Here is a 21,095-nt window from a genome sequence, read left to right as displayed (position 1 = left end):
GGGGATGGCTCGGTTCACAATACCACGTTGCGTCATCCAAGCATCCCGTTCGAAAATCGCGCATTCTACGGCTGTCATCTCCACGCTCTTCGCATCCCATGCCGCACTCGACCATCCAGATCCGCCGCATGCACTACTTGCGCGGCCCCAACCTCTGGACCTACCGTCCAGCGATCGAGGCCCTGATCGACATCGGCGAACTCGAAGACCACCCCTCCAACACCATTCCCGGCCTGTATGAACGACTGACCGATTGGCTGCCGGGACTGGTGGAACACCACTGCGGCGTGGGCGAGCGCGGCGGTTTTTTGCAGCGGCTACGCGAGGGGACCTGGCCCGGGCACATCATGGAGCACGTCGCCATCGAGCTGCTCAACCTGGCGGGTATGTCCACCAGTTTTGGTCAAACTCGCTCGACCGACGAGCGGGGTGTATACAAGCTGGTCATCCGCGCCCGCGAGGAGCACGTCGCGCGCCAAGCGCTGTTGGATGCGCGTGATCTGCTCATGGCGGCGATCGAGGACCGCCCGTTCGATGTGCCCGCCGCCGTCAAAGGCCTCAAGGCGCTGATCGACCGCCATGCGCTGGGCCCCAGCACGGCCGCCATCGTCGATGCCGCGACGGCGCGCCGCATCCCCCATATCCGTCTGACCGAGGGCAACCTGGTGCAACTGGGTTACGGCGTCAACCAACGCCGTATTTGGACCGCGGAGACCGATCGCACGAGCGCCATCGCCGAGACGATCTCGCGCGACAAGGACCTCACCAAGCGGCTGTTGGCCGAGTGCGGCGTTCCGGTCCCGGAGGGCCGCGTCGTCACCTGCGCCGAGGACGCGTGGGAAGCCGCGCTGGAGATTGGCCTGCCCGTGGTCGTGAAACCGGTCGACGCCAACCATGCGCGAGGGGTGTCGCTGGACGTGCGCACGCGCGAGGAGATCGAGGCGGCCTACACGCTGGCGCAACGCGAAGGCTCCGAGGTGATGGTCGAGCGCTTCATCCGAGGCCACGAGCACCGCGTGTTGGTCATCGGCAGCCGGGTTGTGGCGGCTTCTCGCGGTGAGCGCGCGGTGATCATCGGCGACGGGGTGCATACCGTGCGCGAGCTCATCGAGCGCGACATCAACAGCGACCCGCGCCGTGGTGAGGAAGAAGAGTTTCCGCTCGACACCATCCGCCTGCCGGAGAACCGCGACGTGATGCTGGAGCTGCGTCGCCAAGGCTTGACGCCCGACAGCGTGCCCGAGGCAGGGCGTGAGGTGCTGGTGCAACGCACGGGGTTGCTCACCGATGACGTGACCGACCAAGTCCACCCAGACGTGGCCGAGCTGGCCGCGCTGGCGGCGCGCATCGTGGGGCTGGATATCGCCGGCATCGACCTGGTGGTGGAGGACATCGGCCAGCCCCTGGCCGCGCAGGGTGGCGCCATCGTCGAGGTCAATGCTGGCCCTGGCCTGCTGCCACACCTCAAGCCTGCACGCGGGCAGCCTCGTCCCGTGGGCGAGGCCATCGTCGCGCATTTGTTTCCCGGACGAGACAACGGCCGCATTCCGGTGGTGGGCATTACGGGGACGCGCGAGACCGCGCCACTGGCGTTGCTGGTGGGGCTGTTGTTGCAGCTGTCAGACCACACGGTGGGCGTTTCATGCGGCGGACGGCTCTACTTACAGATGCAGCCCATCGACGCCAGCCCGCCGTCGGACTGGGAGGCGGGCCAGCGCATCTTGATGAATCGCAGCGTCGATGCGGCCGTCATCGAGAGCTCGCCACGCACCATGCTGGACGAGGGCTTGCCCTATGACCGCTGCCAGGTCGGCATCGTCACCGATGTACCCGATCCCGTGGGACTGGAAGACCACTACATCACCACACGCGAGCACCTGCGCAAGGTGTTGCGCACGCAGGTCGACGTGGTGCTGCCGCAGGGCTGCGCCGTGCTCAATGCCGACTGCGAGGTCAGTGCGGGTTTGGCCGAGCTGTGCGATGGCGACGTACTGCTGTACAGCACCGATCCGCGCCATGCCCGGCGCGAAGCCCATGTCGCCGATGGCCGGCGCTTCGTCACCGTCGACGGACGCCAGGTGGTGTTGATACAGGCCAGCGGCGCCACCGGCACGCTCGACCTCGATCACCCGGGCATCGTGGCCCTGTTGCAGCACATCGAGCTGCCCACGTTGCTGGCGGCCATCGGCGCGGGGGTTGCGCTGGGCCTGTCACCGGGCTTGATTCGCGCAGGTATGGAAACCGCCACCACCACCCTCCGCACGCTGCTGACGGATATCTAACCAACGCTGCATCGCCACCATGAACGTCACCCGTTTGCGGGCCCTGCGGGGCCCCAACCTCTGGAGCCGCTACACGGCCATCGAAGCCACCGTGCAATGCACCCCCGACGAGGTGGACTTGCGGCGCATGCCGGGTTTCGAGGAGCGACTGCGGCAGCGGTTTCCCGAACTGGGCATGCTGCCCGAGCCAACGGCTGAGGGCGTGCTGTCGATGGCGCATGCGCTGGAAATCACTGTCCTGGCCCTGCAAACCCATGCGGGTTGCCCTGTCAGCTTCAGCCGCACGGTCGCCGCAGCCGACCCCGGCGCCTATCAGGTCGTGGTCGAGTACAGCGTCGAAGACGTGGGGCGGCTCGCTTTCGATCGGGCGCTGGCGTTGCTGCAAGCCGCCGGTGACGATCAACCCTTCGATGTCGCCAGCACCATTGCTGAGCTCAAGGAACTGGACGAGGATTTGCGCCTGGGGCCCTCGACCGGCGCGATCGTCGAGGCCGCGGTCGCCCGTGGCATTCCGTACCGGCGCCTAACCAGCGGCAGTTTGGTGCAGTTTGGCTGGGGCAGCAAACAGCGGCGCATCCAAGCGGCCGAGTGCGACACCACCAGCGCCATCGCCGAATCGATCGCCCAAGATAAAGAGCTGACCAAGCAATTGCTGCACGCAGCGGGCGTGCCGGTGCCGCTCGGGCGCCCCGTGCGCGACGCCGAGGATGCCTGGCGCGCCGCGCAAGAGCTGGGCGGTGCCGTCGTCGTCAAGCCGCGCGATGGTAATCAAGGCAAGGGTGTCACCGTCAACATCCGCACACGCGAACAGGTGATGGCCGCGTACGAAGTCGCCAGCCGCTACGGCAGCGAGGTCATGGTCGAGCGCTATCTGCCCGGCATCGACTTTCGGCTGCTGGTCGTCGGGCGCAAACTGGTGGCCGCGGCGCGGCGCGATCCCCCGTTGGTGGTGGGCGATGGCGTGCATACCGTACGCCAACTGGTGGACGCCGTCAACGCCGATCCCCGGCGCGGCGACGGCCACGCCACACCGCTGACGCGCATCCGGCTCGACGACATTGCGTTGGAACGGCTGGCACAGCAGGGCTTGACGCCCGACGACGTCCCACCCCGCGGCATGCGCGTCGTGCTGCGTAACAACGCCAACCTCTCCACCGGAGGGACGGCGACTGATGTAACGGACGAGGTCGATCCGCTGGTGGCCCAGCGCGCCGTGGCCGCGGCGGTGACCGTCGGGTTGGACGTGTGCGGGGTGGACGTGGTGTGCCAAAGCGTGGTCGAGCCGCTGGAAGCGCAAAGCGGGGGGATCGTCGAGGTCAACGCCGCCCCGGGTCTGCGCATGCACTTGAGCCCCTCTTATGGCAAGGGGCGCAACGTCGGGCAGGCCATCATCGACCACATGTTTACGCCGGGTGAGGACGGGCGCATCCCCGTCATCGCCGTCACGGGTACCAACGGCAAAACCACCACGGTGCGCCTGACGGCGCACCTGCTGCGCCAGCGCGGTTGGCGCGTGGGCTTTACCGACACCAACGGCGTCTATGTCAACGGCCGACAAATCGACAGCGGCGATTGCAGCGGCCCCAAGAGCGCCCGCCGCGTGCTGGCCCATCCGGACGTGGACGCGGCCGTATTGGAGACCGCGCGTGGCGGCATTTTGCGTGAGGGACTGGCGTTCGATCGTTGTCAGGTCGCCATCGTCACCAACATCGGCACGGGCGACCACCTCGGTCTCCACTACATCACCACCGTCGAAGACCTCTCGGTTCTCAAGCGCGTCATCGTGCAGAACGTGGCCGATCATGGCACGGCCGTGCTCAACGCGGCGGATCCCCACTGTGTCGCCATGGCCGATTTCTGTCCCGGGCAGGTGACCTACTTTGGCCCATCGGCGCACCATCCAGTCATTGCGACGCATCGGGCCCTGGGGCGGCGTGTCGTGTTCGTCGACGGTGACAACATCGTCGCTGCCGAGGGCCAATGGCAAGTGCGCATCCCGCTGGCGCAAATCCCGCTGACCGAGGGGGGGGCGCTGGCCTTCCAGGTCGACAACACCATGGCTGCGATCGCCGCGGCCTGGGCCGTGGGCGTGCCGTGGGATGCCATCGTGCGAGGGCTGGAGAGCTTCACGTCCGATGCGGCCACGGTGCCCGGGCGGTTCAACCGCTTCGCCTACCGCGGGGCCACGGTCATCGCCGACTACGGGCACAACCCCGATGCGATCGCGGCGTTGTGTCAGGCGGCGCAGCGGCTGCCGGCGGGCAAGCGGGTGGTCGTCATCAGTGCGGCGGGTGACCGGCGCGACCAGGACATCGTGGCGCAAGCGAGGCTGATCGGCGAGGTTTTCGACGAGGTCGTGCTGTTCGAGGACGCCTGCCAGCGCGGCCGCGCCGATGGCGAGGTGATCGCGCTGCTCGAGCAAGGCCTGCGCAATGCCACCAAGACCCGGTGGCAAACCGCGGTACGGGGTGAGTTCGCTGCCATCGACATCGCGCTGGCCCGCCTGCAGCCTGGCGATCTGTGCCTGATCCTGGTCGATCAAGTGGAGGAGGCGCTGGCGCACATCGCGCGCCGCGTGGCGGAGAGCGAGCAGCCCGCCACTGCGTGAGCCAGTCCCGTCTGAATCAGCCCCAAAACAGCAGCGCGTCGCGGCCCTCCACGAGGAGATCGACGCGCCGTCCCACCGGCAGCACGACCTTGGTAGGCACATGCCCGAACGGCAACCCGGTGAGCACCGGCACGCCCGGTAACTGTGTACGCAACCACGCGACCACGCTCTCGAGGCGAAAGCCGCGGTCGTGCGGCGTGAGGGTATAGCGGTTGAACGCCCCCAGCAAGATGGCGCGCTGGCGCGGCAACACGCCAGCCAGCAGCAACTGCGTCAACATCCGCTCGACCCGGTAAGGGTGCTCGCCCACGTCTTCCAGAAACAGCAGCCCGCCCTCCACCTCGGGCAGGTAAGGCGTGCCGACCAGCCCCGTCAGTATCGACAGGTTGCCGCCCCAAAGGGTGGCGTTTTCTACCCGCCAACCGTCGGCCAGCGCAGGATGCGCGCGCACGTCGCCCGAGGGCAGCCGCCAGCCGCTGCCCTCCCCCACACCCTGCACCAAATCGTCGAAGCAGGCAGTGGTGATCTCATCGAGCGGCTCGTCTGTCCAGTCCTCCATCAGCGCGGGGCCTGCCCAAGTGACCGTACCACGCTGGGCCAGTACCGCCAGATGAAACGCCGTGAAGTCGCTCAGCCCTACCCAGGCCATCCCGCGTTGGGCGGCGCTGTCGATCGCGTCGTAGGACAAGCGCGTGAGTAGCCGCGTCAAGCCGTACCCGCCACGGGTGGTCAACGCCACATCGGCCCCGCTGGCCGCCGCGCGCTCGATCGCCGCCAAGCGGGTCGCGTCGTCCCCCGCAAAGCGCTGATGGCGCGACAGGGCGTCTGGGTCGATCTCGACCTCGTAGCCGGCGGCCTGCAAGCGGCGCACGGCGCGCCGGAACGCAGCGCAATCCTGCACTGCCCCGCTGGGAGAGTAGAGGTACACACGTGGCATGGGCACCATTATCGGGCCGCTGCGGCCCAGGCCCGCTGTCCTGCGCGGTGCCCCGGGTCTGGAAATGGCGCATCGACCCACTCGGGCTGCTCGGGCAACAAGTCCGCGTCTGCCGCTGACAGCGTGGCCCGGATCCGCGCCCCCAGCACGGCGTACAAGGCAGGCAGCAGCCATTGCGCCCCAGGCGCCCACGCCAGCCGACAGTCAGACACATCCAGCGCGTCCAACCAGGCCCGCAGAATCTCGGCATGACGCTCGGGCGAGTGCCACGATGCTTTTTTGGGTTTGTCGCTCTGACCAAAGCCGATCAGATCTGGCATCAACACGCGCTCGCCCGCCTGCAACCGCGCCGTCACCCAGGGCAGCCACTGCGGCCACCAGCCGCGTGGGCCGTGCAGACAGACCCAGGGCGGCGTCGCTTCTGCGGGCCCCACATCCAGCCAATGCAGGCGCAGGCCCTCCAGCTCAGGCAAGTCTTGCCGCGCATGCGAATGCTGCGGGGAAATCCCCCAACGGGCGGCTTGCGCCCAGATGGCCTCGAACGCCTGCGCTGGCGCGCGCAGCGCATCGTCGCGCAGCGGCTGCGCTTGCGCGCGCTGCTCGGCGCGGCGCCGGACGAAAAACTCGCGCATCAACGACGCCGCTTCATCTGCCCGCACGCCGGCGAGCACTGCCGTATGCGCGTTGAGCGCGGGCTGCGCAAACAGATCGACCACCGACCCCGCCGCGCCCATGCGGGGCTCGGGCGCCCCATACACCACGCGCGCCAAGCGCGCGTGCAGCGCTGCCTGCGCGCACATCGCGCACGGCTCCACCGTCACGTATAGGGTGCAACCCTCCAGTCGATAGTTGCCCAGTGTCTGCGCCGCCTCGCGCAGTGCGACGACCTCGGCATGCGCCGTCGGGTCATGGGCGGTGATCGAGCGGTTGTGACCGCGCCCGACGATGCGCCCGTCGCAGACCACGACGGCGCCCACCGGCACCTCGCCCGCCCCGGCCGCCTGCCGTGCCAGCGCGAGCGCTTCGGCCATGTACTTGTCGTCGGTTTCGACGATGGCACCCTGCTCCATGCACTGCTTTCGTGTCGGGGGCGGTTTGGTGCTGGGCTGTGGCAGCCAAGCGTTCTCTGCAACGCTGGGGGATTGTAAAAGGCCTTTCAAGTCATGACTGCCAGCGCGACTTGCCCCGCGTCACCCGGGCCTTGCTGGACTGCTGCGCCACGATCTTGACGCGGCCGCCTCCCAGCAAAGCCCTTGTTCCTCTTGCACCACGAGCGCATGTCCGCCTAGACTCTGGAGCAGTCATCGAAACCCTGCGCCATCCCATGGACGACCACGCCATCGTTGCGGCCTGCGCCAAGGGCGATAGCCACGCTTTGCGAAGCCTGCATGAGCGACATGCCCGTGCGGCATATACGTTTGCACTGCGCCTGCTTGGAAACCCGGCGGACGCCGACGATGCCGTGGCCGAGGCGTTTTACGAGGTTTGGCGATCGGCCTCGAAGTTCGCCAACCGCTCCAGCGTGCGAACCTGGATTTTGGGCATCGTCCGCCACAAGGCCCTGGACCTCCTGCGTGCCCGAGGTGCACGCGCGGAGGAGGCCATCGAAGACGCGCTCACCGATACCCTGGTCGATCCCGGCCCCACGCCATTTGAATGGTTGGCCGAGCACCAGACTTGGGAAATGGTCGATCGGTGCATGCAGGCTTTGCCCGTCCCCCAGCGGGAGAGTTTGCACCTGTTCCTGCTCGAAGGTCTGTCTTTGCAGCAAATCGCCCAGCTCCAAGGGGTGCCGGACAACACCGTCGCCACACGAATTCATCACGCCAAGCGCAAGCTGAAGCTGTGCCTGACCGAAGCCCTCGGATTGAAGAAAGCCAGCCCAAAAGCCGACTCAGTGTTATGACGAACACTCCCTCTCAACCCACGGGTGAGCGGCCCAGCGCCAGTCCCGGAGAAATCCAGTGGCTCGATCGCATTCGGCAGCAGCTCGAAGTCGCGGCACCCCCGTTCGATCACGAGCGTAACTGGCAACGCGTGGCCGCCCGGATCGACGCGGAGCGCGAATGGGATCGTGCCCAAAACCGCCGCTCCCAAGGGCGAAGGCCATGGTGGTGGGCGCTGATGGCCTATGGCATGGGTGCTGCAACGGCCGCGATCCTCATGACCGTCGTCGCTCCCGAGCCCTGGCGTGCCGATACGGCCGTAGTGCCTTTGGGCGCCGAAGAAAGCACCGCCAAGGCCGCCGCACGCGTGCGGCTCCAAGTGGTGTTCTCCGATCAGGCCACCCTCGCGCAGGTGCGGGCGGCGCTGTCGCCCATCGACGCCGAGATCATCGCGGGCCCAGGGCGTCTGGGCGTCTGGACCATCGCTGTGCCCGCATCCAGCGCCGACGAAGCAGAAAAGGTTTTGCGCGCCCTGCCGATTGTCGAAAGTGTCTCGCGATGAAACGGGTCGTCACCGCGCTCCTGTTGGGGGCGAGTCTTTGCGGAACCGCGATCGGGCAGGTCGAGCCGCCGAAAGGCCAGCCCTCGCGCGGTGGTTCAGCGGGTGTCGGCATTGGCATCCAAGTCGACCTGAGAAGTCTCGTCAGCGGCGTCGCCGCGTTGCTCGGGCGTGCTACGTCCGACACGGTCTCGAACGTCGTCGCGGGCCAAGTCGTCGCCGTTTGGGCTGAAGACGAAGTCGCGCTCGCGCCGGAAGAAGTTGCGCGGGCCATGCAAGCTCGGGTCTTGGCAGACCATCCGCTGTCCTCGCTCGGGTTGCGGCTCGTCCTGTTTGCGGTGGACGAAGAGGATGCAGACAAGCTCCTGGCACAGGCCCGCCAGTCTTTTCCCCAAATTTCCTTCGCACGCAACAGCTACGTCGATACGCTCCAGACCGAGCACACAGCAGCCAGCCCGGGCGCGGCAGGCCGGCAGTACGCGCACGAACTGGTTCGCGCAACGGCCGTGCAGCGCTTGCCTCAACCCGTGCGCATCGGTGTCATCGATGGCGCACCCGACGCCAACGCCCCCTTGGACGCGGCGTCGTTCGATCTGCAGCGCTTTACGGACACCGGTCAAAGTCCGCACGCCAGCGCCATCGCCTGTGAACTGGCTTGCCGGCCCGAGACGGGCTTCCCCGGTCTGGCGCGGGGTGCCGAGTTGGTGTGGGCGGCCATTCTTTCGCCACACCAGAATGGCCATGAACGCAGCGACTTGGTGACATTGGCCCGCGCGCTCGATGGGCTGGTCAAGCGCCGCGCCGAAGTCATCCTCACAAGTCTCGGCACACCCCCCAATCCTGTCCTCACCCGCGTGCTCGACCGCGTGCTGCCGAAGGTGCGGGCTTTCGTCGCTGCTGCAGGCAATGGCGGACCCAATGGCACCGTGCCCCTGCCGGCAGCGCACCCTGGCGTCGTTGCCGTGGCCGCCGTCGATGCCGCTGCCCAACCCTGGCCGCAGGGGAGTCGCGGCCAGGCCATCCTCGTCGCTGCGCCTGGCGTGGATCTGTGGCTCCCTGTCGGTGGTGGCCGGTATTTCACCGGCACTTCATATGCCGCGCCGTTCGCCGCAGCTTGGATCGCACAGCGGCTCGCACGCGGCCAGCCCGCCGATGCTGCTGCCTTGTGCGCGACGGCTCAGGACCAGCCGCCCGCTGGGCGTGACGACGCCACAGGCTGCGGGCTGCTGCGTTGGTCGCCCTAGTGAGAGCACCATTGAAGAAAAGTGTCGGAACTGCCGACTCAGAGGTACCCCATCAACCTGAGGAGCCCCAACATGACTGTCTTCCGTCTTCTGACCGCAACCCTCATCCTCGGCGTGACCCTGTCCGCCGCGCACGCTGCTGAACGCGACGCCGCCATCGCCAGTGGTGCCAAGCTGACCAAGGCCGACGCGGCGCGGACCGCACCCGGCGGAGCGGGAACGGGCGACGCCACCGGCGCCATCGCACCCGACGCCGGGGCGCGCGGCATCGAGAAAAAGGACATCCGGCGCGGCATGGTGATCGCCAAACCCACCTCCGCACATGCTCGGGACGCCCATCAAGCACCGGGCGAATGCCCACCCTGCGGCACTTTGCCGCGGACACCAAAACCGGTGCCACACGATTGAAGAATTCGCGGCAAACCTCCGACTCAGTATCGGGAGTCCGGCGACGCCGGCTGCCGATTCGATTCAAACCCAACCGAAAAGGAGATCATCATGAAAATGCAGCCTAAACTCATCGCCAGCGCCATCACTGTTGCGCTGTTGGCGGGTGCCGTTCATGCGGCCGAGAACGCCGGCGGCGGCCAACCGACATCTACGCCGACCCACACTGTGCCGGTCAAGCCGACACTCAAAGGAGAAACCGAAGACGAAACGACCGGCGCTGTGCCAGGCAGGCCGACAGACCGGCTGACGATCAAAACCAAGAGTTCACCGCCTGTTGCGCCGCCGATCGAGGACAAAAAGGTGACCCCGACTATGGGCAGTAACGCTAACGCGGGCGAATCGGCAATAAAACCCCCAACAGGGGTAGGCCATATCAACATAGGCGGGAACCCGGGTAATTCTTGGGACCCGGTCGGCCAGTGCTACGTCGGCAAGCCCCCTGCCAATTACCGATGCCCGCCTGGTCAGAAGATAGTTGACCTCGACCCATCTCCTAAGGTGTGCTGGCGCTGCGAGTTTCCAAAAGATTAATTCGGCCATCTTTCACCGAGGATCCGTGCTCGCATAACCGTAGATCAGGATTCCGTGCGGTTCAAATGGGCTGCACGGAAAGTTTAACAAATCAAGAATCCCGCTTTTGGCGGGTTGACCAAGAAAGAGAGGAGATCGCGTCATGAATCGAGTCCAATTCAAACACCGAGCTCCGCCTATGATCATCGGGACATTGCTCTGTGCTGCTGCAGCGCAAGCACAGGCGGTGCCGACCATCGTCTCTATCACCCACAGCGGCCCAGTTCCCGGCACCCCGACCATCACAGGGCAAATCCAGTGCACGTCCAACAACGTGATGCTGACTTCCTACTATCAGAAGCAGATCGCGAGCGGCTGGGGGCCGACCACCTACATCGACAGGTTCTACTGTAAGCCGCCGGCCAACACGGGGGCAGTCATTACCGTGACCAAGAGCAAAACCTTCATCCCGGTCAGTCCCGGGGAGAAATTCCGCTTCATGGTGCAACAGGGTGGCGCGATGTCGCCTTGGGTCGTGTATCAGTTTTAAGGGGGCGCAACGATGCGGAAAGGGGCTTCGCTGTACCTTGCCTGCGCGGCTATTCTGACAGGCTGTTCCACTGCGCCCATCCTGGGCGGAGATGACCCGATCGCCAAAGGCGCGGCGAGCGGCCAACAGGCGGTTGCGGCAACCGAGCAACTCGAGCGTTGTACGGAACCCTTGGGCACCGTCGGTTTTGCTGAAGCGGCGGATGATCCGTATGTGCCCATCGTGCAAATGCTGGTGCAGCAGTCCAACTGCTTCATCGTGGTCGAGCGCGGGCGCGCATACAACCAGATCGACCTGGAGCGGCAGCTCAAAGAGGCAGGGCTCACCGGACAAGCCGGTGCGGCGAATCGCAAAATGCTGGCGGCCGATTACACGATGGTGCCAACGGTAACCTTTGCAGAGCCCTCGGGATTTGGCTTGAGTACGGGCCTGGGTGGTTTGTTCGGCCGGCGCGGCAGCAACCTCGATACATCAGCGCAAGTTCAAGCCCTGGGCGCCTCCACCACATTGCGTCTCATCGACAACGCCAGTGGCGCGCAAATCGTGGCGGCCCAAGGCAGCGCCAAGAATTACAACCTGGGAGCGGGCATTGGCATCCTCGGCGGCCTGGTGGCCGGGGTCAACGCCTATGCGAGCACGCCGCAGGGAAAGATTGTCGCCGCCGCCTTCCTCGACGCCTACAACAAACTGGTTCAGGCCGCTCGTCAATATAAACCCCAGCAAACCCGCGGCGGCGCAGGGCAAGGCGGACGGCTACAAGGGCCTCAGTAACGCCCCCCGCTTTTGTTTGTTGCCGTGCTCTGCGCTTCCGGTTTTCTATCGGCGACGACCAGATACCCGAATCGCACATGCCCGGCAATTGCCTTTACTCACTCCCACTCACTCATCAATTAGTCGTCCCTGAAAAATTCATTTTCACGCCGCCCTTAGCCGCAGCTGGGCAGGGTTGGCGCCACTGGTCTCGGTTGGCCGCCGCTGGGCGAGCCACCGGCCGATGAGGCGCACGGCCGCAATGAGGCGCAAAAAAGCTCGCCTCAAGAAGGGCACGCCCTTGTTGGCGATCATGCGCAGCAGCCAGCGGATGTTGTAGCCCGCCGCGCACAGCACCGCGTGCAGCCGGTCACCCTGCTCGCCCTTGAGGTGGCACCTGTCCATGCGGTGATCCTGCTTCAAGTGCCCGATGACCGGCTCGATGGCCTGGCGGCGCTTGAGCAGTCTGCGCTCCTCGTGCGTCAGGCGCTTGATCTTGCCGCGGTGCACCAGGCGCACATCCGCAATGTCGGCCTCCACCCCGCGGTAGCCCAAGTCGGCATAGGCCGTGTTGGGCTTGATGCCGCTGTCCTGCATCAGGATCGTGGCCTGCTCCAGCTGCGCTTGCAGCGTGTGCCCGTCGTAGGGGTTGCCATGGAAGGCCCGGGCTCCGACGATGAGGCTGTGCTTCAGGGTGCTGGCAATGCCGACCTTGACGCCGAACTCGTAAGGGCAGCGGGCCTTGCCCTTGTTGATGCACTCCACCTCCGGCGCGTGCCAGGCGTAGAGCTTTCGAGTCCCGTCGGCGGTCTTTCGGTTGGCAGTCTGCGCCACCAGACGCGCCGCCTTGTTGAGGGTGTGGCCAAGAGCGCTCTGGATGGCCTGCCCCAGGCGGCTGGCCTTGCGCTCGATCTCGCGCTGCAGCCTGGCCACGATCGTGCGCTGACGCTTGATGACCCGGCGCATGCGCGCAAACTGCCGCGCGTGCGCATAGCGCCCAGCCTTGCGGGCCAGCTCCTTGCCTTCCTTGGCAAAGGTCTGCTTCAAGGCGATGCCGGCGGCCTTGGCCGCCTCCACCAGCTTGGTGCGTGCGGTCTGCAGCAACCGGCTGTCGGTGGGGTGCGCCACCGCCTTGGGTTGTACGGTGGTGTCCACCACCACGCGCTTGAGTTCCTGCGGCTTGATGAGTCCGGTTTCCACCGCCACGTTGATCGTCTGCGCCAGGAGTTCTTCCACCCCCTCCTCGCCCAGCAGCCGGCGAAACTTCACCAGCGTCGTGGCGTCACACGGCAGCCGGTCCTCGTAGTAGGCCAGACCCGAGAAGTACTGCCAGCGCGGCGTGTCGCGCCAACGCTCCACCACCCCTTCGTCCGACTCGTTGAAGGCGTGCTTCAGATACAGCAGCGCGATCATCACGCGCAGCGGCACGCGGGGTCGGCCTGCGTTGGACGCCCGAGCTGCGCGCACCGGAGATTCGCCAAAGAGGTCCAGATCGGGCATGGCCACCCCAGAGCGCGCTTTGCGCATGAACAGGTGCGACAGCCTTGCTTCCAACTCCTGCCACGGCATGCGTGAGGACAACACCGCCAGCGGATGGCGCAGGTCGATCATCTGATCGAGCCGGGCGCGGAAGAAGTCCTCGGTGGCGGGGCAGGCAAACATCGCAAAACTCCCAGAAAACGGCGCATCAGACCATCAAATCTGGGGGAAATTGTACTCGCAAACAGACAATAACACAAGAAAAATCATGCGGTTATGAATATTTCAGGGGCGACCAATTAGAAACGTAAGATATTGATTCGTATGAACATTACTCTGCTGGCATAACCGGATACCAGCAAAAGTACCATTGCGAATCATCCCCTTGCCGATGCCTGTCGCTGCTGTATGTTGCCAAGCGCACCCGCCAACCTTCACTTGAATCCTCCCCTGCCCTCCCGCGCAGGGCGGCTCGTCCATCTGGTTTAGCCTACAGCACGGCTTCAAGCCCCTTGCGTTCGATCAGGTTGAGAAGTTTCAAGGACGGACCACTGGGCTTCTTGTCACCCACCTCCCACTTCTGCACCGTTGACAGGCTGGTGTTCAGCACGGCGGCGAGCACGGCCGAGGGTGTCAGGATTTTTGTGTGAGGGGCCTACCATGACGACTTCCAGGAGCCCCCATGCCACGCAAGAAGACCACCCCCGCCGCGAAGCCGGACGCCATTCTTCCCGACGAGCTGCTTGAGAAGCTGATCCCCGGACCGATGGACGCCGCCGGCGCCCCCCGCGTCAGAATACTTGTCGCCCCGATAGGACCAGAGCTGTGAGACTGGTTCATTGATGGTGGTGGGAGGCTGTGGAGCTTGTGGGCGAAGGCCGGCGCGGTGGGCAACGCGGATGCGTTGTCCACGGCAAGCTGGCCGGTGCGCGAAGCGCATCGTCCACAAATGCACAGCCTGTGCGGCGCCGAAGGCGCCGCCCCCCGCACACCATCGTTTCATCGACACGGGGGCGCGGATGAGAGAAGAAGTTGGCCCGATACGGACAAGCATTCAAGGACCGGGCGGTGGCACGCATGCTGCCGCCGGAGAGCGCCGCACCGCAGGTGGTGTCGCGCGAGATCGGAGTGGGCGTGGACACGCTGGAGCGCTGGCGCGCTGAGTCGTTGGCCAGGCCGGCGAAGGAGCGCGTGTGGACAGCTGCCGCGCGCCTGGAGGCGGTGATCACGACCGCGGCGATGGACGATGCCTCGCGCAGCGCCTGGTGCCGCGAGAACGGCGTGTACGCGCAGCAACTGCAGCAATGGCGAGACAACGCGGTGCGGGCACTGGCTGCACCCGAGCAAGTACGTGCCAGCCCCTCGCAGACCAAGGAGGATCGGCGCCGCATCAAAGAGCTCGAGCCAGAGGTACGCCGCAAGGACAGGGCCCTGGCCGAGGCGGCGGCGCTGCTGGTGCTGTCAAAAAAAGCCGAGGCGATCTTCAACAGGAACAAGGGCGAGGACGAATGATCGGCCTCGAAGATCGCCAGGAAATTGCCCGAGACATCGAAGCGGCTTGCGATGCCGGTGCGCGCCTGAAGCCAGCGTGCGAACTCATGGGGATCAGCGCGCGTACCTTGCAGCGCTGGAAGGCCGGGCCAAGGCCTGGAATCGGGCGATGGCAGGCCGCAGGCCGTGCGGCCGGCGCCAGCCCATGCGCTGAGTGATCGCGAACGTGCGCAGATCGTCAGCGTGGCCAACGAGCCGCGCTTGGCCGATCTGCCGCCGGCGCGCATCGTGCCGACGCTGGCTGACGAGGGCGTCTACATCGCCAGCGAGTCCAGCTTCCGCCGCGTGCTGCGTGCGCAGGGGCAAATGAGTCACCGCGGGCGCGCCAAGGCACCACGCAAGGGCCGGCCACCGACCACTCACGTGGCCACCGCGCCGCGACAGCTGTGGTGCTGGGACATGACGTTCCTGCCAAGGGATGTCGCCGGACGCTGGTTCTTCCTGTACCTCATCATGGACGTGTACAGCCGCAAGATCGTGGGCTTCGAGGTGCACGAGGACGACGACTGCGACCACGCTGCGCGGCTCGTGCAGCGCACGGCGCTGGCCGAGGGCATTCACGCCATGCCGCGTGACTGTCGTGTCCCGGCTGATTGGTAACGCGTCTGTTGAACAGTTCGGGGTGTGATCGCTGCCATTGTTTCATGGCCTGGATGGGGCTGACATGCCCCAAGGCTTTCTGTGGCAGTTGGTGATTGTACAGCCAGACATACCGCAGGATGGTGGCCTCAAGTTCTTCGCCGGAATGGAAGTGATGGGTGCGCAGGATGTCGGCGATGCGCCCGTTGAAGCGTTCAACCATGCCGTTGGTCTGCGGGTGTTTTGGGCGGGTCAGGCGATGCTCAATGCCCAGGGCTTCACACAGGGCGTCGAACGCATGCTGCCCCGAGGCGTCCTTGGCTTTGGAGCCGAACTGGCAGTCGGTGAACTCCTTGCCGTTGTCGGTGAGCAGGGTGTGTATACGAAACGGCGCGGCCTTGTGCAGCGCGTTGAGGAAGGCTTTGGCTGCCGCCGCCGTCTTGTGGCTCTTGATGGCGATGAACACCCAGCGTGTGGCCCGGTCGATGGCCACGAACACATAGCGCCGGGCCGTCTCGTCGGCCATCTGCGGCAGGCACTTCACGTCCAGGTGCACATAGCCCGGCTCGTAGGCCTTGAAGGGCTTGGGCGAGCGCGCAGGGACCTGCGGGGTCGGCAGGCGCGAATGGCCTCGTCGGCGCAGCAGGCGGTCCAGCGCCGAGCGGCTCATGCCAGGTTCGATGAACTCGCGCACCACCGCCAGCAGATCGTCCAGCGACAGCCGCAGTTGCGTGCGCAAGTAGATCACCAGCTCCTCCTGGGCGGCATTGAGTGTGGTCTGCAAGCGGTGCGGGGTGTGGCTGGCGTCATGCACGCTGTCGCGCTTGCGCCAGCGCCGGATCGTCTGGCGGCTCACGCCGTATTGGCGAGCCAGCTCGTACTCACTGGCCGAGGACTGTTGGATGGCCGCGCGCACGGCCGGCGTCGTGGTGGCGTTCTTGTGCAAGGTGATCAGCATGCTACCCCTCCCCGGACGGATGATCCTGCCATCACGGCCCGCAGCACCTCGCGGCCCATCAGCAGGCCTCGTCGATTATGCAGCAACCAATCATCCGGGACCCGACAGCGCTGTCCAACCTGTGGATGGTGCGCAAGCGACTTTTGAACATGGGAGCGCGGGGATGAGTGCGCCCGAAAGCCTGAAAAGGCTTCGCCAAATGGGCCACGGGGCCGCGAGCGGGCTCCATGTCGTTTCGTGTGGAAAGCAACACCGTCACTGGGGCATCGCCGGCGCGAACGGGCTGGCCGGCAGGTGCTTGAGCTTGGACATGCGCAGGTAGGCGATGGCGATGAAGTTCTGGCTCGTCCTGAAGCCGCGCGCGGCGCGCTTGGCCTGCTGCAGCAGCCCGTTCATCGCCTCGACGAAGGCGTTGCTGCGGTGATCGACCATGCCGCGCACCACCGCGTCGAACCGCTCCTTGAGCGTGGCGGCCAGCTTCTTGAACGGCTCGAGCCGACAGCGCCGCGCCCAGCTCAGCCAGGCCCTGAGGTCGGATGCGGCCTGTTCGATGCTGTTGTGCGCTGTGGCCCGCGCGTACACCGCGCGCAGCGCCATCTTCAGCCGCCACGCCCGCGCGCTCTTGAGCGTCGAGCGCTGCAGCCAGTGCATCGCCTGGAGCTGGCGGGCGCTCCAGGTGCTGGGGTTGCGCCGCATGCCCCACAGCAGCTGCCTGAGCGTCTTGCGGCCGCCAGCGCCCAGCGCGGCTCGCACCGCCTGCGCGTCGGTGGCCATCTCCGCGCGGCGCACCTGGTCCATCGCCTCGATGGCCATCGAGACGACGTGAAAGCGGTCGTAGCTGATCTGCGCCTCGGGCAGCGCCAGCGCCACGCCCTTGGCGTAGGCTGCGCTCATGTCCATGCACACGTGCCGCACCTGGGCGGGATCACCGCCATGGGCCCTCAGATCCTCGGCGAACTCCATCACCGTGCGGTGCTCGCGCCCCTCGGTGGCGAACAGCAGCCGCTTGCGATCCAGGTCGTGCACGACGGTGATGTAGTGCTGCCCGCGCCGCAGGCTGGTCTCGTCGATGCCCACCGTGCGCACGCCGGCGAAGTCTTCCAGCGCACGCGCCTGCGCGACGTAGAACTCGATGCGCCGCCACAGCCGCTTGTCCTTGCAGCGCAGCAACTCGGCGGCCTGGCGCACCGGCAGGTCCAGGCACAAGGTCAGCGCCAGCGCTTCGAACGCCGCGGTGAAGCCCGAGCCCGGACGCGCCCAGGGCACGGCCACCTGCGTGGTCTTGCCGCAGGCACCGCAGGCCACGCGCGGCACGTCGCAGTGCAGCCAGGCCTCGAACTGGAAGAAGTCCAGGTGCCGCCAGGATCGGCGCAGCCGGTCGTGCACCGGTTGCGTGGCCGCACCGCATGCCGGGCAGGCGAGCCTGCTGGTGTGGCAGCCGATCTCGAAGTCGATACGCCGCTTGGTGGTGTCGAGCCTGACGTCATCGACGACCCACGGCGGCTGCAAGCCCAGCGCGCTGGTGAACAGAGCTTCTACGGCAATGCCCATGGACTCATCCTCCTGATCAAACACGCCTCGTGGACATGTGCACAGGCCGGCCAGCGGCCTGCACACATGCACACCGGGCTCAACGACCAGGAGTCATTGTGACTGTTGGGTTCCACACGAAATGACGAAGGACCACCATGGTGAGGGCTTCGAGTTGCCCCGCCAGGCGCGCGGCCTGCTCGCGCGCCTGGGCGGCCACCTTGCCCGCCCAGGGCTGGCTGGTGGGTATGGCCATCAAGGCAAAGAACGATGAACTGGGCCGGGCGCTGCAGCAGGCGCTCGATTCGCTGCGCGGCAGCGGCGAGCTGCTGGCGATCTTCAAGCAGCATGGACTGACGTTCACCGCACCCTGACGGGAAAATTGGAGAAAAACCCCGGAGCGCCGTGCAGGCGCTCCGGGGTTTTTCATGTGCGCCCGGCACGGGCGCACTCTTGTGGGTGAAAGTCCCACCGTAAGTTGATCACAGCGAACGAAGCGAAGCGCAACTGCATGAGGGCGACCGAGTGTGGGGAGGAAGCGTGGAGCGAAACTGCGAGCCGATGGACAAGAACCGGATAGAAGGCGCTGCCGAGCAGGGCGAGCGGGCATGAATCCGCGAAGCTCTCGTGATCAAGGCGAAGCGGCGTAAATCCGGCGGTTGTGCAGTGAAGGAGTGCGTTCTTACCCGGGGAGATCTCGCCTTATGCCTGAAAGGGCGACGTGGTGACACGGAGCGAGAAGTCAGCAGAGGCCATAGTAGCTGCCAGTCGTGGGCGAAGGGCCGAACGAGAAGGAGTGCTTGAGACCATGTCGATGCTGGAAGCAAGGCGTCAGAAGTCTGCGCAAGCAGAGCGGGCGGGGGTAGCGCACGGTGAAGCCGGGCGGGAACCTGTCAGCGACGAAGCGGCCGGCCCGCGACGGGACACCGAGAGCACAGGGCCGGGACTGCTGCAAGCGGTTCTGGCGAGAGAGAACCTGCGGCGAGCATGGAAGAGAGTCAAAGCCAACAAAGGCGCAGCCGGCGTGGATGGGCTGGACATTGACCAGACCGCCCGCCATCTGGTGACGGCGTGGCCATTGATTCGGGAACAACTGCTGCAGGGGAGGTACCGGCCCAGTCCGGTACGACGGGTAACGATCCCGAAGCCGGACGGTGGCGAGCGCGAGCTCGGCATTCCGACGGTCACGGATCGGCTGATCCAGCAAGCACTGCTGCAAGTGCTGCAACCGCTACTTGACCCGACATTCAGCGAGTGCAGCTACGGCTTCCGGCCGGGCCGACGAGCCCACGACGCGATACTGGCGGCGCAGGGCTACATCCAGTCCGGACGGAAGATCGTGGTTGATGTCGATCTGGAGAAATTCTTTGATCGAGTCAACCACGACATCCTCATCGACCGCCTACGCAAACGCATCGACGATGCTGGAATCATTCGGCTGATACGGGCGTACCTGAACAGCGGCATCATGAGCGATGGCGTAGTGTTTGAGCGGTATCAAGGCACGCCGCAAGGTGGGCCGCTGTCGCCGCTGCTGGCGAATGTGATGCTGGACGAAGTGGATAAGGTACTGGAGAAGCACGGCCACTGCTTTGCGCGCTATGCCGACGACTGCAACGTCTATGTCCGTAGTCGGAAAGCTGGCGAACGGGTCATGGCGCTGCTGCGCAAGTGTTACGGCAAGCTGAGGCTCAAGATCAATGAAGCCAAGAGTGCGGTGGCCAGCGTCAAGGGAAGGAAGTTCTTGGGCTACAGCTTCTGGTTTGGCAAGGAGGGCGTCAAGCGCAGGGTGGCCGACAAGCCGATGGCGACGTTCAAGCAGCGGGTGAGGCAACTGACCCGGCGCTCAGGCGGACGCAGCATGGCGGAGGTCATTGAGGGGGATGTCCTGTTTTTTGTGTGTGGGGCGGTTTCTGAATCTGTCCTCGTGTCGTTCAGCGTGGTGCGAGGGTGAAGCGGTCGCCGTATAGTATCGCGAACTGGTTCATCGCCGATTTCCACTCCTTGCTCGCCCGCTTCCAGTCCGCGGTGATGTTGCGCAAGGCCAGCCAGATCAGCTTGGTGGCCGCCTCGTCGCTTGGGAAGTGCCCGCGGCTCTTGATGATCTTGCGTAACCGCGAATGCACGCTCTCGATGGCGTTGGTGGTGTAGATGATCCGCCGCACTTCGGGCGGGAACGCGAAGAACGGGATCACCCGGCTCCACGCCCGCCGCCAGGCCGCGACCACGGTCGGGAAGCGCTGGCCCCACGGCCCTGCCTCGAACGCGTCCAGCGCGCGCTCGGCGGCCTCCGCGCTCGGTGCGGTGTAGATCGGCTTGATCGCCGCGGCCAGCGCCTTACGGTCCTTCCAGCTCGCATAGTCGAGGCTGTTGCGGATCAGGTGCACGATGCAGGTCTGCAGGGTCGTGGCCGGAAACACCGCCTCCAGTGCCTCCGGCAGGCCCTTCAGGCCGTCGGCCACGCCGATCAGCAGGTCCGTGACCCCGCGGGTCTTGAGATCGTTGAACACCTTCATCCAGAACTTCGCGCCTTCGGTGTTCTCGATCCAAAGCCCCAGAATGTCGCGGGTCCCGTCCGGCAGCACGCCCAAGGCCAGATACACCGCCTTGTTGCGCACCACGCCGTCCTCGCGGATCTTCACCCGCAGGGCATCGAAGAACACCACCGGGTACATCGGCTCCAGCGGCCGGGCCTGCCAGGCCCCCACCTCGGCCATCACCGCGTCGGTGACGGCGCTGATGAACTCCGCTGACACCTCGATGGCGTACATCTCGGCCAGATGGCCCTGAATCTCGCGCACCGACATGCCGCGGGCATACATCGAGATGATCCGGTCGTCAAAGCCGGCAAACCGGCGCTCATGCTTCGGGATCAGCTGCGGTTCGAAGCTGCCGGCCCGGTCGCGGGGCACCTCGATCCGCAGCGGCCCGCCGTCGGTCAGCACGGTCTTGCCGCTGCGGCCGTTGCGATGGTTCCCGCAGCCGCCCTCGGGGCTGGCCAAGTGCACGCCCAGCTCAGCCCCCAAGGCGCGCTCGATCACGGCCTTCTTCAGCTTCTGGAACACGGCCTCGACGCCGGCGGCGTCCATCGGTCCGGGGATCAGCTTCTCAAGCAGCTCGTCGGGAAGAATGGCGTCCGGCTTCGCGGCGGGGGTGGTCTTCTTGCGTGGCATGGGGGCTCCTGGAAGTCGTCATGGTAGGCCCCTCACACAAAAATCCTGA

Annotated in this window: 17 protein-coding genes and 3 pseudogenes; 13 read left to right on the top strand and 7 right to left on the bottom strand. The window is 65.8% G+C overall.

Annotated elements, in window-relative coordinates; all coding sequences use genetic code 11:
- The first annotated feature begins 98 nt into the window (after positions 1–98).
- Together cphA (ACPYIS_RS10035) and cphA (ACPYIS_RS10030) are read left to right on the top strand one after the other, a co-directional pair.
- Positions 99–2,282, top strand: coding sequence for a cyanophycin synthetase (gene cphA / locus ACPYIS_RS10035; protein ID WP_424859281.1), 2,184 nt, complete (start codon positions 99–101; stop codon positions 2,280–2,282).
- Between the two features lie 19 nt (positions 2,283–2,301).
- Positions 2,302–4,890, top strand: a complete 2,589-nt coding sequence (cphA, locus tag ACPYIS_RS10030) for a cyanophycin synthetase (RefSeq protein ID WP_425973533.1) — start codon at positions 2,302–2,304, stop codon at positions 4,888–4,890.
- 16 nt (positions 4,891–4,906) lie between these two features.
- Here the strand turns inward: cphA (ACPYIS_RS10030) and ACPYIS_RS10025 are convergent, their stop codons facing one another.
- Positions 4,907–5,827: an LD-carboxypeptidase gene (locus ACPYIS_RS10025; RefSeq protein WP_424894623.1), complete on the bottom strand. Its 921-nt coding sequence runs from the start codon at positions 5,825–5,827 to the stop codon at positions 4,907–4,909.
- Between the two features lie 8 nt (positions 5,828–5,835).
- Positions 5,836–6,897 carry a tRNA adenosine(34) deaminase TadA gene (tadA, locus tag ACPYIS_RS10020; protein WP_424894622.1) on the bottom strand — a complete coding sequence of 354 codons (1,062 nt, stop codon included), beginning with the start codon at positions 6,895–6,897 and terminating at the stop codon, positions 5,836–5,838.
- A gap of 254 nt (positions 6,898–7,151) precedes the next feature.
- Here tadA and ACPYIS_RS10015 point away from each other — a divergent pair, with 254 nt between their 5' ends.
- The 7 genes from ACPYIS_RS10015 to ACPYIS_RS09985 all read left to right on the top strand — a co-directional run bounded on the left by ACPYIS_RS10015 (position 7,152) and on the right by ACPYIS_RS09985 (position 11,797).
- Positions 7,152–7,733, top strand: a complete 582-nt coding sequence (locus ACPYIS_RS10015) for an RNA polymerase sigma factor (protein ID WP_299018638.1) — start codon at positions 7,152–7,154, stop codon at positions 7,731–7,733.
- Positions 7,734–7,864: 131 nt separating this feature from the next.
- Positions 7,865–8,275: a hypothetical protein gene (locus ACPYIS_RS10010; protein ID WP_424859285.1), complete on the top strand. Its 411-nt coding sequence runs from the start codon at positions 7,865–7,867 to the stop codon at positions 8,273–8,275.
- The gene (locus ACPYIS_RS10005; RefSeq protein ID WP_424859286.1) at positions 8,272–9,516 is read left to right on the top strand and encodes a S8 family serine peptidase; all 1,245 of its coding nucleotides are present in this window, start codon (positions 8,272–8,274) and stop codon (positions 9,514–9,516) included. Before ACPYIS_RS10010 ends, ACPYIS_RS10005 begins: the two co-directional genes overlap by 4 nt.
- A 72-nt stretch (positions 9,517–9,588) precedes the next feature.
- A complete protein-coding gene (locus ACPYIS_RS10000) occupies positions 9,589–9,924 on the top strand; it encodes a hypothetical protein (protein WP_132962606.1) in 336 nt (111 codons plus the stop codon).
- Positions 9,925–10,014: 90 nt separating this feature from the next.
- Entirely contained in the window at positions 10,015–10,497 is a 483-nt protein-coding gene (locus tag ACPYIS_RS09995; protein ID WP_132962607.1) for a hypothetical protein, read from the top strand.
- Positions 10,498–10,675: 178 nt separating this feature from the next.
- Positions 10,676–11,026: a hypothetical protein gene (locus ACPYIS_RS09990; protein ID WP_299018657.1), complete on the top strand. Its 351-nt coding sequence runs from the start codon at positions 10,676–10,678 to the stop codon at positions 11,024–11,026.
- Between the two features lie 12 nt (positions 11,027–11,038).
- Positions 11,039–11,797 carry a CsgG/HfaB family protein gene (locus tag ACPYIS_RS09985; RefSeq protein WP_132962609.1) on the top strand — a complete coding sequence of 253 codons (759 nt, stop codon included), beginning with the start codon at positions 11,039–11,041 and terminating at the stop codon, positions 11,795–11,797.
- Positions 11,798–11,941: 144 nt separating this feature from the next.
- Here ACPYIS_RS09985 and ACPYIS_RS09980 read toward each other — a convergent pair whose 3' ends face one another.
- Together ACPYIS_RS09980 and ACPYIS_RS09975 are read right to left on the bottom strand one after the other, a co-directional pair.
- Entirely contained in the window at positions 11,942–13,438 is a 1,497-nt protein-coding gene (locus ACPYIS_RS09980) for an IS5 family transposase (RefSeq protein WP_425973531.1), read from the bottom strand.
- Positions 13,439–13,745: 307 nt separating this feature from the next.
- Positions 13,746–13,880, bottom strand: a pseudogene (locus ACPYIS_RS09975) (helix-turn-helix domain-containing protein); the annotation flags it as partial.
- 57 nt (positions 13,881–13,937) lie between these two features.
- Between ACPYIS_RS09975 and ACPYIS_RS09970 the strand changes: the two are divergent.
- Positions 13,938–14,084, top strand: coding sequence for a hypothetical protein (locus ACPYIS_RS09970; protein WP_425974144.1), 147 nt, complete (start codon positions 13,938–13,940; stop codon positions 14,082–14,084).
- Between the two features lie 203 nt (positions 14,085–14,287).
- A pseudogene (locus ACPYIS_RS09965) lies at positions 14,288–15,373 on the top strand (IS3-like element ISAzo10 family transposase); the annotation flags it as partial.
- A gap of 10 nt (positions 15,374–15,383) precedes the next feature.
- Here the strand turns inward: ACPYIS_RS09965 and ACPYIS_RS09960 are convergent.
- Positions 15,384–16,343 (bottom strand): annotated as a pseudogene (locus tag ACPYIS_RS09960) (IS481 family transposase); the annotation flags it as partial.
- A 255-nt stretch (positions 16,344–16,598) separates the two neighbouring features.
- Positions 16,599–17,894, bottom strand: a complete 1,296-nt coding sequence (locus tag ACPYIS_RS09955; RefSeq protein WP_425973530.1) for an ISL3 family transposase — start codon at positions 17,892–17,894, stop codon at positions 16,599–16,601.
- 137 nt (positions 17,895–18,031) lie between these two features.
- On the opposite strand from ACPYIS_RS09955, the gene ACPYIS_RS09950 reads away from it, so the two are divergent.
- Both ACPYIS_RS09950 and ltrA read left to right on the top strand, forming a co-directional pair.
- Positions 18,032–18,247 (top strand): hypothetical protein, encoded by a 216-nt coding sequence (locus tag ACPYIS_RS09950; RefSeq protein WP_424894621.1) that lies wholly within the window; start codon positions 18,032–18,034, stop codon positions 18,245–18,247.
- A 434-nt stretch (positions 18,248–18,681) separates the two neighbouring features.
- A complete protein-coding gene (gene ltrA / locus ACPYIS_RS09945; protein WP_425973529.1) occupies positions 18,682–19,827 on the top strand; it encodes a group II intron reverse transcriptase/maturase in 1,146 nt (381 codons plus the stop codon).
- Here ltrA and ACPYIS_RS09940 read toward each other — a convergent pair.
- Positions 19,808–21,046: an IS256 family transposase gene (locus ACPYIS_RS09940; RefSeq protein ID WP_132963481.1), complete on the bottom strand. Its 1,239-nt coding sequence runs from the start codon at positions 21,044–21,046 to the stop codon at positions 19,808–19,810. The genes ltrA and ACPYIS_RS09940 overlap by 20 nt on opposite strands.
- Positions 21,047–21,095: the final 49 nt, after the last annotated feature.

This window comes from Tepidimonas sp. HKU78, from assembly GCF_049860815.1.
Taxonomy (GTDB): Bacteria; Pseudomonadota; Gammaproteobacteria; order Burkholderiales; family Burkholderiaceae_C; genus Tepidimonas.
The sequence above is the reverse complement of the archived record's forward strand: the minus strand, read 5'-3'. Positions and strand labels throughout refer to the sequence as shown.

What these genes read in the sequence shown, in the direction of transcription:
- ACPYIS_RS09990 (WP_299018657.1), top strand. Translation starts at nt 10,676, where the DNA reads ATGATCATCGGGACATTGCTCTGTGCTGCTGCAGCGCAAGCACAGGCG.
- ACPYIS_RS09940 (WP_132963481.1), bottom strand. Translation starts at nt 21,046, where the DNA reads ATGCCACGCAAGAAGACCACCCCCGCCGCGAAGCCGGACGCCATTCTT.
- ACPYIS_RS09995 (WP_132962607.1), top strand. Translation starts at nt 10,015, where the DNA reads ATGAAAATGCAGCCTAAACTCATCGCCAGCGCCATCACTGTTGCGCTG.
- ACPYIS_RS09955 (WP_425973530.1), bottom strand. Translation starts at nt 17,894, where the DNA reads ATGGGCATTGCCGTAGAAGCTCTGTTCACCAGCGCGCTGGGCTTGCAG.
- ACPYIS_RS10000 (WP_132962606.1), top strand. Translation starts at nt 9,589, where the DNA reads ATGACTGTCTTCCGTCTTCTGACCGCAACCCTCATCCTCGGCGTGACC.
- ltrA (WP_425973529.1), top strand. Translation starts at nt 18,682, where the DNA reads ATGTCGATGCTGGAAGCAAGGCGTCAGAAGTCTGCGCAAGCAGAGCGG.
- cphA (WP_424859281.1), top strand. Translation starts at nt 99, where the DNA reads ATGCCGCACTCGACCATCCAGATCCGCCGCATGCACTACTTGCGCGGC.
- ACPYIS_RS10005 (WP_424859286.1), top strand. Translation starts at nt 8,272, where the DNA reads ATGAAACGGGTCGTCACCGCGCTCCTGTTGGGGGCGAGTCTTTGCGGA.
- ACPYIS_RS10025 (WP_424894623.1), bottom strand. Translation starts at nt 5,827, where the DNA reads ATGCCACGTGTGTACCTCTACTCTCCCAGCGGGGCAGTGCAGGATTGC.
- ACPYIS_RS09970 (WP_425974144.1), top strand. Translation starts at nt 13,938, where the DNA reads ATGCCACGCAAGAAGACCACCCCCGCCGCGAAGCCGGACGCCATTCTT.
- cphA (WP_425973533.1), top strand. Translation starts at nt 2,302, where the DNA reads ATGAACGTCACCCGTTTGCGGGCCCTGCGGGGCCCCAACCTCTGGAGC.
- ACPYIS_RS09950 (WP_424894621.1), top strand. Translation starts at nt 18,032, where the DNA reads ATGGTGAGGGCTTCGAGTTGCCCCGCCAGGCGCGCGGCCTGCTCGCGC.
- ACPYIS_RS09980 (WP_425973531.1), bottom strand. Translation starts at nt 13,438, where the DNA reads ATGTTTGCCTGCCCCGCCACCGAGGACTTCTTCCGCGCCCGGCTCGAT.
- ACPYIS_RS10015 (WP_299018638.1), top strand. Translation starts at nt 7,152, where the DNA reads ATGGACGACCACGCCATCGTTGCGGCCTGCGCCAAGGGCGATAGCCAC.
- tadA (WP_424894622.1), bottom strand. Translation starts at nt 6,897, where the DNA reads ATGGAGCAGGGTGCCATCGTCGAAACCGACGACAAGTACATGGCCGAA.
- ACPYIS_RS09985 (WP_132962609.1), top strand. Translation starts at nt 11,039, where the DNA reads ATGCGGAAAGGGGCTTCGCTGTACCTTGCCTGCGCGGCTATTCTGACA.